A 16,521-nucleotide genomic window follows, 5' to 3' on the forward strand; every position below is an offset into this window, starting at 1 on the left:
TCATTCACTCTCGATGTTTATGTTATTTAACGTGACTATTTCGCAGTTTTCCCACTTTGATGCGCACCGTTTCCGGCATCGCACTCAAATTATCCTCCCTCAACCCCAGCATCATATTGTATCCACTAAATAACCCGGCATCGCCCAGCCGCGGCATTGGCAGCAATCTAGTTGGAATCGTCAGCCAAAACCGCAAATCATAGTTACAGCCCAGATACGTGCTCAGTAGCGCCTTCACATCCTGCCTGAGCTGTCCGTCAGGCATCCAACCCTTTGCCTCATCAGGATCGTCTGTTGAAAGCTCAACCCGTGAGCAGTAATCAGCCACGCGGGTTTCATCGCCCAGTATCGGATTCTGATCAAGCGTCATGCCGCTGCGCATTGAAAGTCGGGCGCGTTTCGCCACTGGCATCGTCACTGGATGGTGTGCGAAAACCTCAACTTTGGTGTTCGGTGCCTGGCTGTTGATCACCGCTGCAATACCTTCAGCAGTGTGCGTGGTATGCAGCAATGGTTTCAGTATCGCCAGCAGGCGTGACGAAGGTTGGTCACCGCTGTGGGTGATCCCGGTTAAGGCCATCAGGCTTTGCGACACCCTATCTTTACCGCCTGGCTCAAAGGTTGCCGGATAGCTGTACTTGCGCCAGATGCGGTAAAACTGCGTCATCAACCGATGATTGAAGATATCCAGAAACGCCGCCATCGCATCAGCTCCGTCACGTCCCTGGTTGATGTCATCAATGATGCTGGTGGGCAGCGGCGAATCGACGCCGTACAAGCCGAAGAAGTTAGTTCTTACCGTCGGTATCGCATCCGGGTTGTCGGCGTCAATTTCCGTGCGTTTTAGCTCCCCGGCGGGAAAGCCCAGATGCGGATTGGGACGAAATCGCACCGGATCACTCTCTGGTGTGCGGCCTGTGCCGAGGCGGCTGCCGGCCGTCTGCTCCAGCAGCTGGCAGAAGCGGTAAAAGTTGTACCGCGCGGTCTGGTCATTGCCGTTATCGTCCAGCCAGAACGGTTTGTTGTTTTCGTCGCTCACATTAACACCCTGTTAATGCGGCGCTCCGGCCAGGCCCACTCGGTGCCCGAAGCGGTCAGCAGCACCGTCAGCTGGGTGAAGCGCACAACGCTGGCATACTGCGTCAGGAACTGCTCCAGCAGCTCGCAAAACAGGCGGGCATCGCCGGTGCCGCTGAACTGGGTTTCATCGAGCGCCACGCGAATACGCACCCCGTGCCAGTGATACGACGAGTTATAGTCCTGACGCCAGCTCACATGGCGAATACCGCTGATGCGACGGCGGTTGTTATCGTCATTGCTCCAGTCAAACAGCGCCAGCACGGCTCTGAGGCTCACAGCGTCGCTAATCATCTGGCTCAGGGCGCGCGGATGCAGCAGCGACATCACATGCCATTGAAACAGCTGCGTGGTTGGCGGGTAGTAAGGCATAGAAGGGGGATAACGCGTTGTGCATTGCAACGTCAGGTTGCCGGTTACCGCGCTTCCATCAAATACGGCTTTCTCCAGCGCCATACGCGGATAGTTACCATTGGTGCAGGTGATGTTCATAAACAGAGTGGCATCATCCTCGCTTCGGTCGGTCTCGCTTTCATCGCCGCCTAACATCAGCAGCGTTTCATAAAGACCGCTGACACCCCGCCAAATCCGTGTATGGAAATATCGCGCCGGCCAGGACTCTTTGCGTTGCAGCATGCCACCTTTTTGCCGGAAATGCCGATACGGCACATAATGCCGCTTTTCCAGTGTTTCGCTGGCGGCCACTTCATCAACACTGTAAATCTCTGTGTGCTGATCGCGCAGGCGGTGCGGGCGCAGACGATAATCGAGCACCGCAGGCTTCACCTTTAGCGGCTCGGCGTTCAGCGTAAACAGGTTAATCACCGGTACGCAGTGAATACGCAGCGCGTCCGCCGGCAGGGAAATATCACGCGGAAGTGGCTGACTAAGGTGAATATCGAGAATCACCTCGCGGCAGCTTTCGTTGAAGAGAAGTGTGTTGAGCCCCGAAAGAGTAAAAAAGGCGTAGCGAGCCGGAAAACTGAAATATTCCAGCAGCGGGCGCACTTCACCGCACAAGGCTGGGCTATCGCTTTCTGGCCAGACCGAGTGCCAGTGCTGTTGCCAGCGGGCACGGATGTCGCCGCTAAAGGGTTTTGGATCCCAGTTATCGCTGTGCGGCTGGCGAACAGTAATTTTTTCAATATGGTTGGTTAGGGCCTGATACATCAGCGACTGCACCGGGCGATCTCCGTGGATGTAGAGCGGGATATCGCTGAGATCGATTTGGGTCGGATCTGCCTGAGGGCTGAGGGAAAACCGCAGGGAGATCATCTGGTGTCCATCAGGATGGAAGGGCGTCGATATCTCGCCCAGCGTCAGCGGATGCAATTTCAGCGCATCGATCGTGCGATATGGGCAGCGCAAGCCAGTAATATCCATCGGTCGGGTCAGCAGCGTTGTGCCTTCCGGAAGCATCGCATCACGTACCTGAGCGACCATATCGGGCGTAAGTTCCACCACTGACATTGATGGCAGCGTGCGGTTCACCACAGGTAGCAGATGCCCGAGCAGCGGCTCCGTCAGCTCAGGAATATCGTCATCAATCTTGCGCCGCATCTGCGCCATCATCAGCGAGAAGCCTTGAAACAGTTGCTCGACCGAGTCATTCATCTTCAGAGATTTGCCGTCGACACCCAGCCGCCGTCCCGCCTCCGGATACTGCTCCGCAAACTCCTGCGCAGCAGCTTTCAGATAACGCATCTCGCTGTCGAAATATTTTAGAAAATCATGGTCGTTCATGGTTCACCTACTCAACCAGCGTGAGTGCCAGATAAATTACTGAGCAGAGTGAAGCCAACCACAACACCAGTAGTGAGATCATTGCCCGGTAAAACATGACTCTTGTTCCGTGCAGGCGATCTGCCAGAGAACGCGGGCGGGCAAATTTTTTCGGCCACAGCTGCGCCATGCCTCGGTCAAACTCAGCAAGATCTTCTTCATTATTGAGCAATGCGAAGAGGCGTTCATCGAGCCATAAACGCCAGCAGTAGTAGTGTGTGATGAAGAACAACAACATCAACGGCAGACTCAGCGCGGAGTAGAAAAGGCTGAGTATCAGCGCCAACGGCGGCAGTGTCAGAGCGGCAAAGTAGCGCCAGCTTGCCAGATGAATTTGCACAATTCGGTTGGTCATCATGATGTCTGACATAGCTGTTCCTTGCTGAATGTTTCGAGGATTGCAATGTGTGCGGGGGTGAGAACAATCTGCGGGCGTCGGGACTTAATGAGTTCAACGGCCTGAACGACAGAAGCTGCATGTCCTTCCGCCAGCAGCCACGCCGCAATCACTGTGGCACTGCGCGATAAACCCAGCGCGCAGCAAACCAACACCTTGTCATTTTCCCGGTGCAGTTGCTGGAGCTGTCTTACAGCAGTGCGCAAATGCGCAATGTCGGGCACCAGCAGATCCATTAGCGGATAGGCCTGCCATCGCTGTGCGTTCCGGTTGCCTTTGTGTAATTCTGCGGTCAGATCAAAAACGGCAAAATCTTGCTCCACCTTGCCCGGGAACCTGCCCAGCGCTACGCCAGCGACAATCTCATTACTTTGCGCGCTATGCCGGGAAAACCAGCAGCGGGAAATCCTCGCGCCTATCAGATAGGGTAAAAGCAGCAAGCGTGCGGAGAGAGATAAGTTACCGCAACTGCTTTTCTGGAATACCGTCACGCCCAACCCGGCATAGCCCGCAGCCACCGCCAGCAGCGCCATCGCAGGCCACAACAGTAAATAACCGCAGGGAATTGCGGCTCCAGCCATTAAAAACAGCATTCCACCCAGGCAGTATTTGCTTGCGAGACGTCGCGCGTGCAAAGTGGGCCGCTGCACGCGCCATTCTCCTTTAATCGGAATCAGGTAGCTGATGATGACCGCGACCACAATCCCGCTAATTACATCGATAAAATGGTGCTGCCAGGTGGTTAGTACGGAGACAGCAATCAGCAGGAACCAACTGGCCGCAACGATTCTCGCATTGCGATTTAGATGCTGGCGAAAGCGCAGCCAGAGCAGCCAGGTCAGAATAATGTGCAGCGAAGGGGCCTGGTTATAGGGTAAATCAAACTGTTCAAGCTGACGGAACAACCAGCCGAAGGCACCCTGGGTTTCCGGGCGTGTGAAGGTAAACGTCAGCGGGAAAAGTAAAAACGCTGCACAAGCCACCAGCGATGCTGCAAGCAGGCGATAGCCGTGACGCATCAGCTCTTGTCTTGATGTGCAGATGAACAGTGAAATACCGTAAAGCAGGTCGATGCTCCAGTAAGGCACGATAGTCCAGGGAACAAATGGAATCGACCGTTCCCAGGCAAACACCAGGCTTTTCACATCATCGCGGGTAGCGGTGAAGGTATTAACCTGCCCGTAGCTGAGAAAAAACAGGGGCCCCAGCAACATCAGCCAGCAAAGCCCCTGTTTCGAGGGGCTAAAAGGGCGTTGTGTCAGCAACGATTCAGTCATGCTATTTTCTTACCGCCAGCGACACGGTAAAGATGCCAAACTCATCAATTAGCTGGTGGCACTTCTCAAATCCAGCGTCTTCGACCAGCGTATCCATCTAATTCTGGCTGCGTACGCGCATCAACCAGGGAATACCGTTCTGGTGGCTGGTTAAGGTCCATGCGATGGTTTTCAACTGCGGATGCCACGGTTGCCCGGTATAAACCAGCACGCCGCCCGGCGGAATGGCTGCGGCTAACCCGGCCAACGATGTTTTGATTAATTGGTTGCTCGGGAACAGTTCATACAGGCCGGAGACAATGCCCAGCGTCGGCGCAGGCGCGAGTGTGGCGAGCGAGTCATAATCAAAGGCATTGCCTTTTTTAAACTGTGCGAGGTGGCCTAATTGACGCGCTTCAATCATCGCCTGGCCTTTTTCCACATTTAGATCGCTGTAATCGCGCAGCAGGATGCTCTCAATTCCCGGCTGTTTCTCCAGCGCATCAAGAACGTAGCGGCCATGTCCGGCGGCAATATCGACCACGCGAATCGGCAAATTGTGCTCTTGCAGTTTTGCTACGGCCTGCGCAATCACCTGCTGGATATTTTCTTTGCGCATGCGAATGCCGCGCCAGCCAATGCTGTTGAGGTACTGCCTGTCGATGATACGGCCAACAATGCCGGTGCCTTCAGGCGTGTTGCGGTAGACATAATCCAGCGTGCTGCCAGAGTCAAAGCCGGTTTCATATCCCAGACGCATGCCTTTAGACAGCCTGCCAATGGTTTTCATGCCAAAACTTAATGAAGCGTAAGACATGCCTTGTAGTGAGCTGCGCTTAGGTGGTGCCTGCAACTCACGGTACGCATCAGCGCCCGGACTCCACTGCTCTTCATGGCTGTAATCGAAGGTGTAAGGTGCAGCGTGGTAAAGCTGTTCGATAAATGGCTTCATTTTATCGAAAGCAAGCTGGCGATCCTTTTCACCCAGCGTGTCGTGATAAAAACCAGGCAAAATATGCTGCTCTTTAATGGCGCTACGCAGCCCCTGATAGAATTTTTTCTGCGGTTTGGTGTGCACCACAAAATCATCGCCGGAAATCAGCAACTGTGTTGGCACGGTGATGGCGGCAGAGTCAGAAACAATGCGCTCCGCCGTTTTATACAGATCCAGCAGAATATTCACGGCAATCTGACGGGTGATGAGTTTATCCTGCTCAAAGCTGCTAATGCGCTCTGGGTCGTGGCTGAGAAATTTCCCTTTGACGTAAGAGTTCACGTAAAACAGACCGCGAATACGTTGCAGCAAACCTAAACCCGCGCGTGCGAAAGGCACATACAGCTTCACCTTAAACGCTGGAGATGCCAGCACCATACCGCGAATTTTAGGCGCGTAATCATGCACCCATGTAGCAACCAGCACCGCGCCGACGCTTTGCGCAATCACAACAACATCTTCAATGCTCACCTTGGCTTGTTCAGCCACAAAGCGAACGAATTCATCGACGTCCTGCACTGAGCGAGCCAGGCTTGGGCTGTAACCTCGCTCTCCCGGCGAATGTCCGTGTCCACGCGCATCCCAGGCGTAAAAATGGGCATCCGGCATCAGCAACTCATCGACAACATGCTGCAAACGTCCTGAGTGCTCATGCCCGCGATGAAATAGCACAATCACTTTTTTGCTCTGCGCATCGTGCGCGGGCCAGTGGCGAAAATAGAGTGATTCACCGTCGCTGGTTGAAAAAGATCCTTCCTGAAATAAACGTGCTTCCTGGCTCATGATGATTTCCTTATGGCTTGCTGTTGTAATTCGACAAAACGATTTAATAACGCGCTTTTAAATTCGGCCTTGTTGTCCTGATAACGCAGCGGATCATCGATATAAATATCGATAAAGAACGGCACCGGTATTTTCTGACCTTTACCCATTGAGCGATCCAGCCCGTGCATATAGACCGGAATGATGGGCACATCCGGGCACTGCTGGCTGAGGTGCCACAGGCCAGATTTAATTTCTGAAAGTTTCCCCGGCTCGCCGCGTGTGCCTTCCGGGAAAATAATCACAATTTTCTTTTCTGCCAGTGCATCGACGCAGGCCTGCAACGGATTAGCCTGATGCGCCCCGCGATAGACCGGGATGATGCCAATCACTTTGAGCGCAAACCAACCCACCACTTTGTTTTTCAGGAAGTAATCAGCCGCAGCCACCGGCTGTACATTTACCAGCGTCGAGAGGGGGAACAATGTGAACAGCGTCAGCACATCCAGATGGCTGTTGTGGTTTGCCACAATGATCGCCGGGCCTGTTTTCGGTAGCTTCTTGCGGTTGGCCACGGCGACACCCAGCCAGATCCACACCACCGGATAGGCGATGCAAAGTGTAAAGATCCAGCGCAGCATTCGGTTCATGTGCGCCTCCTACACGTAGAAGTAGTAATAGAAGTGGAAGAACAGCGGCGCGGTGTAGATGAGTGAATCGAGTCGATCCAAAATGCCACCGTGTCCGGGCAGCAATTTGCCGGAATCCTTCACACCAAAGTCACGCTTGATCGCCGACATCACCACATCGCCGCAAAAGCCGCTTGCACCAATAATCAACCCTGCACCCAGCGAGTGGAGATAACTCATCGGTGTCAGCAGTGGTCCAAGAATCACAGCCAGCAACATGGTGGTAAAGATGCCACCCAGCAGACCGGCCAGCGTCTTATTCGGGCTGACTTTAGGCGTCACGCGAATCCTGCCCAGCGATTTTCCCCACAGATACTGGGCAATATCATTCAGCTCAGTCAGCGCAACGAGGAAGAATACCAGCAGCGCACCGGCGCTGGCATCAGCACCGGGTAAAGTCATCAGGTAGGCAACGTGACTCAGAGCGAACACGGTGGTCATCATGCCCCAGTGCATCACCGACGCAGAGTGCAGAAAACCTTTGGTATCACCGGCAATCACCATGCGAGCCGGCAGGAAAAGGAAGACGTAAACCGGGATAAAAATGATGAACATGCCGTACCAGGCCATGCCGGTCCAGAGATATTGCACCGGGATTGCGGCATACATCCACAGCAGCGGCATGCTGTCAGAACGCCGCGTGGGTGCTAGCGTCAGATACTCTTTTAACGACAGGAAGCTGATGAAGCCGAAAAAGGTTAGCGCCAGCCACTTCGGCGACAGCATTGCTAACGAGAACAGGCAGATAATGACCCACCAGCTATTAACGCGCTGCTGCAATTCCACCCAGTTGCGTTGTGGGCGGCACTTTCTCAGCACAAAAATAATCAGCGTTGCCAGAACGAGAACGCCGAAGATACCGCCCAGGCAGTAATAAAGCACGTGTCTGGAATCAGCCATTTTTCGCCTCCATCGCATTGCGGCAGCGATTCAGGCTGGTCCAACACAGCAACAGGGCGGCAAGGACAAACACTGCGTCAGCGTAGCCGACAGACTGCGGCCACAGCGCAATCACCAGGCCAAGAGCACCAAAGATAAATGCGCGGTCACTTTTGCCCAACGGACCACGGTAGCTACGGATGCCGTTCAGCGTCTGGCACATCACACCGCAAAATTCGCTCAGCCAGGAAAGTAGCACGACCAGCACAACCAACCAGTGAGAGATGCCTGTAACAAAGGCAAAAGCGAGGTAGAGTGCGGCATCGGAGATAATGTCACCCACCTCGTTGAGGATCGCCCCAAGGGTGGTTTGCTGATTGAATTCCCTGGCTAACATGCCATCAATGGCGTTTAACGCCATGCGGAAAAACAGGAAAACGGGCAGGGTGATAAAAAAGCGTGGGTCGGGGAAACACATCAACAATGCGCCCAATACCACAGAGGTGAGCATGGCAAACAACGTTACCTGGTTCGCAGTGATACCCTGCGCATGTAACCTGACGACCAGCGGTCTTAATAAATTCTGAAACTTCGGTTTTATTTCGTATAGCGTCACTTTGTGGCTCCTGCCGTTTAATTGAATAGTTACTTCAATAATTCCAAATTCAGGGTGTTATCCCTTACTTCAATCGTGCGTGGTGAATCCGGATCAAGCTCCTCACGGCTCAACACCCGTTTCCATGTGCCGCGCTCTCTGTCCGGTTGGCGGAACAGGCCCACGACCGCGACATACTGCGCCTGCTTCTCCATTGGCATATCCAGACTGACGCTTTGTCCCGGCATGACGCTGAGCTGCCGCTGCGCCACCAGACTCTCTTTCAGCACCCGATCTGGCTGTGCCAGCAGGCTGCTGTATTCGGCGTCATCGAAACGTTGACGTGTGCTGAGTTGCAAAATATTCAGACGCAAGGGCATCGACTGCTGGGCGTCGTCCTGATTGATCGCTGTACGCGCAGTGAAGGTCAGGTGCAGGGTGTTGACCTGGCGATAAAACACGGCATCAGCAATGCTTGCTGTGCCCTGTTTGGTTTTTTGCCACGCGCCACAGCTGCTCAGCAACGTTGCCGCGAGGCAAATCAGCAATACATGGGCGAAACGAACCCTCATTGTTCGCCTCCCTGATACGCATCTTCATTCTGCGTTGCGGAAATAAATATCCGCGCAGGCAGGCGGAAGCCACGCAGTTCGAGTAGCGCCAGCGGGCCGCTACCGAGTTCCGTGCGAATCTGATAGTTCAATGCCAGCCCGTCCGGCGTCGGCCAGAGAACACGATAAATGTTGCTGCCCAGATCGGTGATGCGGGCTTTATCCAGCAGGCGGATCAGGCCCCAGCTTCCCGGGTGATCGGCATAAATGCGGGTTCCGGTATGGGTGCTGCGCCAGGTCAGCGTGGTTTGTGGCTGCCAGCGATTGTCAGGCCAGTTCAGCGTTTGCCAGCTCTCTTCCTGGTTAAAATATTGCAGCTTCTGGCGATCCACCGTCAGCTCAGATTCCACTACGTCGCGGGAAGGTTTTGCCATCATCTGGAAATGCAGCTCCACATCTCCCCGGACAAATGCGGTGTTCGCGATGTGCGTCAGTTTATTCAGCGCGCTGAGAAAAGCAGGATCGAACGTCAGTCCCTGGCTGTTCATGGCATCCGGCACCCAGCGATCGCCTTCGAGCCGCAGCAGGCCACCGAGGCGACTGTTGACGAACTGCGCGATACGCCCGGTGTCGGTACGCATAAACTGCGCTAAATGCGGTAAGGAGACGTCGCTTTGTCGGTTAGCAAACGGGTAGCGGTCGGCAAACGATTGATCCCATGGCGTTACAACATCGTTCTGCCACTGGCTGTTGATGCTCTCAGCGGTGGGGCTGAGCACCTGCTCCCACGCCTGCACCATCGGCTCGACAAATATCGCCTGACCAAATCCGCTCCACTCCTGTCCGAGGCTGGCAGCAATCAAACTGCCGTAATCGCGGGTCTCAGCGAGATCAACGGCTTTGCCCTGAAACACCGTCAGTGCTAACGACTGCATCATGGCCTGCGGATCCGGCGCGTTGGTTACCTGCTGCAGTCGCAGACGAACACGGGTGACACGCGTCAGGAATGTTGGCAGGCTGAGGCTATCTTTAGCCGCGGCGCCGGTATCGGTCAGCGCCAGCAAAGGTCCAAAGGCGTCATCCATTGGGCCACGTGCACCTTGTGGTCTGGCGATGGCCTGGGTTTTGTCACTGCTGAGCAAATTCTTTGCAGAGCTCACCAGCGAATCGGTTAAATCGCCGCCTGTTTGCCCCGTCCGGCCCTGCACATTCAGCGTATTCATCAGCGCAATCAAAGGTGACTGGCGTATATCGGCCAGCAGGGTTAACTGTTCAATCGATTCCGACAGGCTCTCCGCCCGCTGCCATTGCAGGTTTTTGAGGAATTTCAGCCAGGCTCCGGCGTAATCGGAGAAATAGCGATCTGTCAGCCGCGCTTGCAGCGTTTCCGGAGAGACATCATTATTGCTGGCCGTTTTGTTATCACTCAGCACCCAGTCGATTTCATCGCGACGCACTTTCGCTGCTTGCTCAATCGCCGGTTGTACGGCTTCTTCCCACGCTTTGCGGGTAAAAACGCCGGGTACGGTTTCATTGGTATTGAACAACCTGCTGCTGTCGCTGCCGCTGACCATCTCACTGAGCGTCATATCAGCATAATCACGGGACACCTGCTCAATGAGCTTTTGATAGCGCGAGGTCTCCGCATTGCTGGCACCAATCTGACGCAGTAGCGCTGAGCGCATACTGCTGACCAGTCGCATATCCGGTTGTAACTGCCACTCTGGGTGCGCAGGCAGATTCGTCATCATAAAGACCAGCATAGCGCCGCCATTGTTGCGCCAGCTGGCGTCCTGAATGCCATCACGCAGTTGCCAGATCTTCATTAGCGTAGTGCTGAAAAACGCCGGATCGGATTGTTCGGGATGCACCAGCATCAGGTACGCCTTCAGCAAGTCATACATGCTTTTAGCATCATCGGCGCGCAGCGGACTGTCGGGCGGCAGGTTACGCCAGCCGCTCATCAGCGTAGTCAGGCGCTTGACGGATGCATTACGCAGCAGCGGCATTGCCGCCTGCTGCCATTGTTGCCACAGAGAATCCAACAGTTCGTCATTCTGGCTGAGGCCAAAACGCATATACCAGGGCGCACCATATTGCTGACGATGCTGCAGACGCTCGATCTCTTTTTGCAGCTCGCGCAAGGCGAAAAGTTGCTGCTGCAGCGGCTGACGGGAATCTGTTGCGGCGGCGGCAAGCTGCTGATCTGCCTGTATAAGGCGAATATTGGTAACCCAGGAAAACACCAGGCAGGCCATCCACATCATCAGCAGGCAGGAGCATATCCTCAGCAACGTTTTCCGCCATGAAGCACCGTTGGTGACCGGCCTGCGCCAGCGTAGCGCTAATAAATCCAGCCAGGCTTTTCCCGGCTGCCACGCATGACGCAATGAAGCGCTTCCGGTGGTCTCCGGCTGGCTGAGTACCACGCCAGCCAGCGGCAGCGCCCTTGCACCTGCGGAGAGCTGCGACAAGGTTTGTGTCAGGCGAGCAGATCCACCGCTGCGCAGCGTGTGCGCCAGTTCCAGTAAGAAACTATGCTGGCAATTACGCTCAGTCTGCAGCATGCCGCGTTCAACCAACTGGTGCTCAAGCTCATCCAGCGACTGACGGTAATCGTCCGCACTGTCACCTTGCGCGATGGTAAATCCGATCCCCTGCGCGGTGGCGCTATGCAGAGAGGGCGCGTGAATCTCCCACAGCCACAGCGGGATATCCTGGCCCAACAGGCTGTAACGCTTCTGCATCTGGCGAGCCGTGGTATCCAGCACATCCTGAGTCATTTCCGCTTCTGCGTTCACTACCCAGACCACCGCATCTGCCAGCTGGCAGCGAATTTTACGCAGCGCACGTAGCTGCGAGGGTAGCGGATCTTCCTGCGGGTTGCCGTGCCAGAGCAGCAAGGTGTTATGCCCCTCAAGCCAGTGCTGAGTTGTCAGGCCAGGGATACTCTGTTCAACCAGATGCTCATCGCCGACCACCAGCAGGATGCGTACCCGGCTGCGCCAGTGCCACCGGTACTGGTAGCGCATCTGGGTAATAATGTCCTGCACCCACTGATTTTCTGCAGGACGCTGTTTCTGTAAACCTACTGCGCCGGTTGCTTCACGCGCGTTAAGTCGAATAAGCCCGCGCCAGGCGAGAATAAACAGTGGACAGAACCACACCAGCGCCAGCCAGACCATCAATGACCAGAAAGCAATCTGGCGCGGCAGAGCCTCCGGCAGGTCAATGCTGCTGCCTGCGAAGTAATAGAGCCCTGCGCCAGTCAGCACCAACAGGGTTACAGCAAGCAAATAGCCACAAACCAGCCAGAACAACGAGTGCCGGGGATTAGTGCGGGAGGTTTCCACGGGGAATACAAACTCCTGTAATGTATTGAGATTCCATTTCTGCGGCGATCCAGCCGCAGGGGTGGCCGTTGAGCGCTGAGAGCAGCGCCAGCGATCGTAACGTAAACGGTGTTATTTGCCCGGCATGGCCGAGCCACGGGGCAAGTACGTGATCCAGCGCGGACCAACCGCCATCCAGTAACGCTTCCATGGCGGGGGCATCCGCTGCGATCACCGTATCCGGCGTATCACTTAATCCGGCATAACGGGAAAGCTGTGCGACGGCCAAAGTGGCCGTTTCACCCAACGCCGGCTGCCAGCGCTCCGAGCGATGCATCAGCGCAGTCCCCTGCGCCGAGCAGAGCCAGGCAAAGGCGGCTTCCCCGGCAACCGGAGTGCAATCAGACAATCCTTCGCCGCTTCCGGCACACAGCAGCAAAGCCGGAGCAGTAGTGGCGAAGAGATCGATAACGCTATCTGCGCCATCAATTGCACTGAGTCGAATAGTTTCCTCTGGCAACGTCATGCCCGCTGCCAGCAGCGTTTCGCGAAAGGCGAGCAGACTTGGGTCATCACCCAGCCAACAGAGATGCGTGATCGTGCGTGTTTCACCTGACTGACGCACATGCGGCACCAGGCGATTGGCGAGATAAGTCGCCAGCATGACAGGACGACTGCGCGCGCTGTTCAGCACCCGTGGGCAACGCAACTGAGCGTAACCTTCTGCGTTGATGTCCGGTTGCGGGGCGTCTGCTGGGTGCGACAACAGCGCCAGATGTTCGGATGCGTCTTCTCCGGCTGGCGTCACCAGCAACACAGCTTCTACCGGCAACGCGTGGCTGCGTTTTCGCCACCACGCATCCAGCGCCAGTGAGGTTTCTGCATAGTACGTCTGGCTGTTATCGGTGGATTGCAGCCAGATCAGCCAGCGCAGCGTCACCGCCAGCAACCAGCACAGCAGCGGCAAGACCAGCGTGCAGAACCAGAAAAGCGGCGAACGAGTCGGCTTTCCCTCCGGCCACAACAAAATGGTGGTCATCGCCGATATAAACAGCAGCACGGGCAGCGCCACCCACCAGCGCTGCCAGCGGGCCGGGTAAATGGTGGCGTAATCGGCATAAACCGGCGGTTGTTTCATCCGCAAACATCCATATCCGGCAGGGAACTGACCAGCGTGCAACCGCAGGCGCACTTATGCCCATCCAGCGCCACCGCTTTACCGTTTACGGTGCTGTTGGTTGCTCCCTGAATAATGGTGGTCATGCCGTGCTCGCCGCATTTCGCTTTGTCATTGACGCAGGCCACCGGCTTGCCAAACGCGTCAAAGCTCCCGCTGAGCACTTCACCACCGTAAGGTTTGAGCGTATCGCCCACGCGCACCAGCTTTTTAAGTGTCATACCACTCGCGCTCCCGATGATTTCAGCATATCGACGGCAGAGGTCATCATGGCCTGGTGCTGTTCGCTAATCACACTGGTGCGAGCCAGGGCAACTGCAGCGCCTGGTTGGGTGGTTGCCTCTGGTGGAGTGAGTGTTTGAACGACACCGGTCGCCATATCCTTCACTTTATAAGTCACATTGTTATAAGCGGTTTTCGGCTCGATAAAATAGATGACGTTACTGGAGGTTGGCGCGGCATTGATTACTTTGCCTTCGACGGAAATCAAACGGAGGTTCTTATTGGTCTGATTGCCGCAGTAAAGCATGCGATAGCGGAAATAACCGCCCCAGGGTTCACGTCCCCCCAGTGCACTTTGCATAAACCAGGCGCGGGAATCGTGAATTTGTTCATCGTAAAGGGCTAACAAGTCAGCACGCGGTTGAGTACGAATGCCGGTGCCCAGTTTATCGATAAACAATTGCGGATAACGACGATTGCCATCGGCTTTCATCTGCGCGTATTCCGCGTCTTCATCGTCACCGTTGATCAGGAAGATGGCGTGCTTGGGGATCACATCCAGAACGATCTGCGCAGTTTTATCTATCAAGCCACCATTAATGTCTCGCCGCCACAGCTTATAGTCGTGTTGGAATTCACGCGCAGCTTCACGGAGTTGATATTGGGCGTTAGTCGGATCAAGATCGGGTTTGCCCTGTAAACTTTCGTCCAGCGGCAAGCGGCTCTTTTTGGCCTCTGCTCGTCGTAAGTTAAGCGCTTTTACCGCTGCTTTATGATCTTCCGCTTCTTTTTTAAGCCCTTCAGGAGTTAGCTGAGGTGCTTTGTTAAAGAAACTGTTGGCAAACTTATCGCCCTGAGGAAGCATGCTGCCGTGAGCGTAGCGGCCAATGCGCCAGGCAGTGATCCAGCCAATCTGATCGATCAGCGCGCTTTCAAGTGTCTGAGAAAGTTGATAGGCGCGATAACCTTCCGATGTATCTCCAGCCTCTTCGCTGCCTTGCAGGGTGGTGTTGAGCAGGGTTTGACGCCAGATGTTGAAGCGTTTGGTTAATATAGGTGCAACAGCAAACTCAGTAACCGAATCACCAGACATAACGCGTGATGGAGATATGTCTTTAATTATTAAAGTTATTGATGAGGGGTGTACCAGCAATGGAGCGCCGGACTCGAATGCCGCAGCATACATATCGTGAAGAACGATTTGCGATAGAATTTCACCCGTGCCATTGCATGACTTTCCCTGATCCCCTAGAGGATAACCGCCGCCAACATCTGAGTGCATCCCAGGATAAATGACCTCCTGAGTATTGGCCGGGTAACTGCCATCAGGGCGGCGAACTGAGTCAAGAGGGAAGCATAAGCGCTGTTCGTGTGCGGCAACGAAATGTCGGCAACACTTAATCAATCCAGGGAATTTACGCTCATCAGGTAATTGCTGGCTATTATCCGCCCAGCCCATATGACCTGCAGCACCCGGCATAATATGAGCAGCCCCAACAGACGCCACCGTATCCAGTAATCCCAGAAACTCAATACTGATCGGTAAACCAGCAAGTTTCAGAGGATCGTTTTTAAACCTGGGGTCGGGTAACTGGGTTAACCAATTAACAAAGGTTCGTGCTTCAGCAGCTCCGCGAGAAAAACCGTAGATAAACAACTTTATGCCCAGAAGATGAGGCTGCTGGGTTTGCGCTGCCTGGCCTTCTAACGCCTTAAACAAGGGGTTAATCGCATTACGTCGATTCACTTCCCCTGAAAAAGCTCCGCGAGCCTGCATATTGGGCAGCATTCCTTTAGCCAGGCCATCATCAAGGCGTTTAGCCCCTTTAGTACCGGCATAAGTCAACGCATCCACTAATCTCAGCAACGCCCAGTTAATTCGATCCTCTCCACCTGCGGCGAAAGCCAGACCATCGTTGCTGTAATCCATTTCGCCAATTTTTGGGAATGGCGTGCCAACACCAGGAATGTAATAACGAAAATAGCCTTCACCATCAGCATTTTGATATGTCGCATGATACAACTTTGCGATATTGGTCGGATGCGTTGGTTTAGCTACACGCGTATCGTTCTCTTCATTATTTCCCGTGCCATCGAAAAATAAACTGATATGTAGGCTTCTACAGCAAGGGACGACGCCTTTCTTCCCAGTTTCTTCGCCAAGGGTGGCTCGATAATCAATTTCTTCTTGAATCTGCTTTTTATAATTGGCATTAACTTGCGCTTCCCTAAGCGACAAACGACCACTGTCAGGGAACTGCGGTGGTGCAAAACATGGCAGTGCTAAACTCATTTCACGGGACATGTCGCAGGCTCCTTCATGTTAATAGTCTCTTTAATCGGATAGCCAGATGTACCGTATCCAGAGCATGCGGTTGTCACCTTAACCTTATTGCAGGGCAAAAAGTGCACAGTTAGTCCACAGCGTTCCTTGCCATACTGCGGAATATTAACGATGGCGTTATGTTGCTTAAAACTGCTTTTAAGTTGTTTCTCCCAAACTAAATAATTGTCCCAATCTTTATAACTGGGTGGTGATGGTGCAGTATGAGGATCAACTTCCCAATCAACCCGAACTTTAAAATCAGGCGTCCATTTTTCAGGAAGCATGATGCAGCAATATCCCCCGCCTAAACCTGGAACGTGATATCCATTCACTGAAAAACCATTTATACCTTGTCCCTCGACATGGTTGACTGCACGAAGCTCGCCAGCTGTATAGCCATCATCACTGTTTGCCTGCGAGCAACCAGCCATCATCAATAAAATCAGTAGTGAGCAACTAACCGCAATTTTTTTCATGACGTT

General features: G+C 54.2%; 13 protein-coding genes and 1 pseudogene. All 14 read right to left on the reverse strand.

Features of this window, described 5'->3' with window-relative positions; genetic code table 11:
* Nucleotides 1–22: 22 nt before the first annotated feature.
* Nucleotides 23–1,039 carry a type VI secretion system baseplate subunit TssG gene (gene tssG, locus NQH49_RS05305; protein ID WP_256695855.1) on the reverse strand — a complete coding sequence of 339 codons (1,017 nt, stop codon included), beginning with the start codon at nucleotides 1,037–1,039 and terminating at the stop codon, nucleotides 23–25.
* Entirely contained in the window at nucleotides 1,036–2,820 is a 1,785-nt protein-coding gene (tssF, locus tag NQH49_RS05310; protein ID WP_256695856.1) for a type VI secretion system baseplate subunit TssF, read from the reverse strand. The genes tssG and tssF overlap by 4 nt, the downstream gene beginning before the upstream one ends.
* 7 nt (nucleotides 2,821–2,827) lie before the next feature.
* Nucleotides 2,828–3,229, reverse strand: a complete 402-nt coding sequence (locus tag NQH49_RS05315; RefSeq protein ID WP_256695858.1) for a hypothetical protein — start codon at nucleotides 3,227–3,229, stop codon at nucleotides 2,828–2,830.
* A complete protein-coding gene (locus NQH49_RS05320) occupies nucleotides 3,214–4,533 on the reverse strand; it encodes a phosphatase PAP2/dual specificity phosphatase family protein (protein WP_256695859.1) in 1,320 nt (439 codons plus the stop codon). Before NQH49_RS05320 ends, NQH49_RS05315 begins: the two co-directional genes overlap by 16 nt.
* Before the next feature lies 1 nt (nucleotide 4,534).
* Nucleotides 4,535–6,289, reverse strand: a pseudogene (locus NQH49_RS05325) (bifunctional alpha/beta hydrolase/class I SAM-dependent methyltransferase).
* Nucleotides 6,286–6,918, reverse strand: a complete 633-nt coding sequence (locus NQH49_RS05330; protein ID WP_008103789.1) for a lysophospholipid acyltransferase family protein — start codon at nucleotides 6,916–6,918, stop codon at nucleotides 6,286–6,288. Before NQH49_RS05330 ends, NQH49_RS05325 begins: the two are co-directional and overlap by 4 nt.
* Before the next feature lie 9 nt (nucleotides 6,919–6,927).
* Nucleotides 6,928–7,857 (reverse strand): phosphatidate cytidylyltransferase, encoded by a 930-nt coding sequence (locus NQH49_RS05335; RefSeq protein WP_256695861.1) that lies wholly within the window; start codon nucleotides 7,855–7,857, stop codon nucleotides 6,928–6,930.
* The gene (locus NQH49_RS05340; RefSeq protein ID WP_256695862.1) at nucleotides 7,850–8,452 is read right to left on the reverse strand and encodes a CDP-alcohol phosphatidyltransferase family protein; all 603 of its coding nucleotides are present in this window, start codon (nucleotides 8,450–8,452) and stop codon (nucleotides 7,850–7,852) included. The genes NQH49_RS05335 and NQH49_RS05340 overlap by 8 nt, the downstream gene beginning before the upstream one ends.
* Before the next feature lie 29 nt (nucleotides 8,453–8,481).
* Nucleotides 8,482–9,003 carry a type VI secretion system lipoprotein TssJ gene (gene tssJ / locus NQH49_RS05345; RefSeq protein ID WP_256695863.1) on the reverse strand — a complete coding sequence of 174 codons (522 nt, stop codon included), beginning with the start codon at nucleotides 9,001–9,003 and terminating at the stop codon, nucleotides 8,482–8,484.
* Entirely contained in the window at nucleotides 9,000–12,335 is a 3,336-nt protein-coding gene (locus tag NQH49_RS05350) for an ImcF-related family protein (protein WP_256695864.1), read from the reverse strand. The genes tssJ and NQH49_RS05350 overlap by 4 nt, the downstream gene beginning before the upstream one ends.
* A complete protein-coding gene (locus NQH49_RS05355) occupies nucleotides 12,316–13,452 on the reverse strand; it encodes a KPHS_23130 family T6SS system protein (RefSeq protein WP_256695865.1) in 1,137 nt (378 codons plus the stop codon). Before NQH49_RS05355 ends, NQH49_RS05350 begins: the two co-directional genes overlap by 20 nt.
* Entirely contained in the window at nucleotides 13,449–13,712 is a 264-nt protein-coding gene (locus NQH49_RS05360) for a PAAR domain-containing protein (RefSeq protein ID WP_256695867.1), read from the reverse strand. The genes NQH49_RS05355 and NQH49_RS05360 overlap by 4 nt, the downstream gene beginning before the upstream one ends.
* Nucleotides 13,709–16,018, reverse strand: coding sequence for a Tle1 family T6SS lipase effector (locus NQH49_RS05365; protein ID WP_256695868.1), 2,310 nt, complete (start codon nucleotides 16,016–16,018; stop codon nucleotides 13,709–13,711). Before NQH49_RS05365 ends, NQH49_RS05360 begins: the two co-directional genes overlap by 4 nt.
* The gene (locus NQH49_RS05370) at nucleotides 16,003–16,515 is read right to left on the reverse strand and encodes a Tli1a family immunity protein (RefSeq protein WP_256695869.1); all 513 of its coding nucleotides are present in this window, start codon (nucleotides 16,513–16,515) and stop codon (nucleotides 16,003–16,005) included. Before NQH49_RS05370 ends, NQH49_RS05365 begins: the two co-directional genes overlap by 16 nt.
* Nucleotides 16,516–16,521: the final 6 nt, after the last annotated feature.

Origin of the sequence: Pantoea trifolii (assembly GCF_024506435.1) — a bacterium.
GTDB classification, from domain to species: domain Bacteria; phylum Pseudomonadota; class Gammaproteobacteria; order Enterobacterales; family Enterobacteriaceae; genus Pantoea; species Pantoea trifolii.

What these genes read in the sequence shown, in the direction of transcription:
- NQH49_RS05355 (WP_256695865.1), bottom strand. Translation starts at nt 13,452, where the DNA reads ATGAAACAACCGCCGGTTTATGCCGATTACGCCACCATTTACCCGGCC.
- NQH49_RS05330 (WP_008103789.1), bottom strand. Translation starts at nt 6,918, where the DNA reads ATGAACCGAATGCTGCGCTGGATCTTTACACTTTGCATCGCCTATCCG.
- tssF (WP_256695856.1), bottom strand. Translation starts at nt 2,820, where the DNA reads ATGAACGACCATGATTTTCTAAAATATTTCGACAGCGAGATGCGTTAT.
- NQH49_RS05315 (WP_256695858.1), bottom strand. Translation starts at nt 3,229, where the DNA reads ATGTCAGACATCATGATGACCAACCGAATTGTGCAAATTCATCTGGCA.
- NQH49_RS05335 (WP_256695861.1), bottom strand. Translation starts at nt 7,857, where the DNA reads ATGGCTGATTCCAGACACGTGCTTTATTACTGCCTGGGCGGTATCTTC.
- NQH49_RS05320 (WP_256695859.1), bottom strand. Translation starts at nt 4,533, where the DNA reads ATGACTGAATCGTTGCTGACACAACGCCCTTTTAGCCCCTCGAAACAG.
- NQH49_RS05360 (WP_256695867.1), bottom strand. Translation starts at nt 13,712, where the DNA reads ATGACACTTAAAAAGCTGGTGCGCGTGGGCGATACGCTCAAACCTTAC.
- NQH49_RS05365 (WP_256695868.1), bottom strand. Translation starts at nt 16,018, where the DNA reads ATGTCCCGTGAAATGAGTTTAGCACTGCCATGTTTTGCACCACCGCAG.
- NQH49_RS05370 (WP_256695869.1), bottom strand. Translation starts at nt 16,515, where the DNA reads ATGAAAAAAATTGCGGTTAGTTGCTCACTACTGATTTTATTGATGATG.
- tssJ (WP_256695863.1), bottom strand. Translation starts at nt 9,003, where the DNA reads ATGAGGGTTCGTTTCGCCCATGTATTGCTGATTTGCCTCGCGGCAACG.